This is a genomic window from Campylobacter troglodytis (genome assembly GCF_006864425.1).
In the GTDB taxonomy this organism is placed as follows: Bacteria; Campylobacterota; Campylobacteria; order Campylobacterales; family Campylobacteraceae; genus Campylobacter_D; species Campylobacter_D troglodytis.
Map to the genome: position 1 here is coordinate 1 of NZ_QHLI01000294.1, position 302 is coordinate 302.

Sequence of the window (302 nt, forward strand, 5' to 3'; positions counted from 1 at the left end):
TTGCCCTTATTTGATCTAAGTAAGACCTTGCCTCCGTGAGGACAAGTGACTGTATCATCTTCTATTAAAGCGTATAAAGAGGCCTTGCTTTCTTTGAATTTATCATCCTTTTGAATCTTTTTTTGTGAATTTAAACCTGTCTTTTCTAAGGCTTTTATGCTTTCTTGTTGAGTTAATTCTAGTTTTATATTTAGGCTTTGATTTAATAAAGAATAATTAAGCAAATTTAAGGTGAAGTTATTTAAATAAACAGTAAGCCTTCCCTTGTTAAGTGTTTCATCAGCTGGGATGAAATGATAAAA

Annotated in this window: 1 pseudogene; it reads right to left on the reverse strand. The window is 30.8% G+C overall.

From position 1 onward, the window contains the following. Positions 1 to 302, reverse strand: a pseudogene (locus tag DMC01_RS14405) (hypothetical protein); the annotation flags it as partial.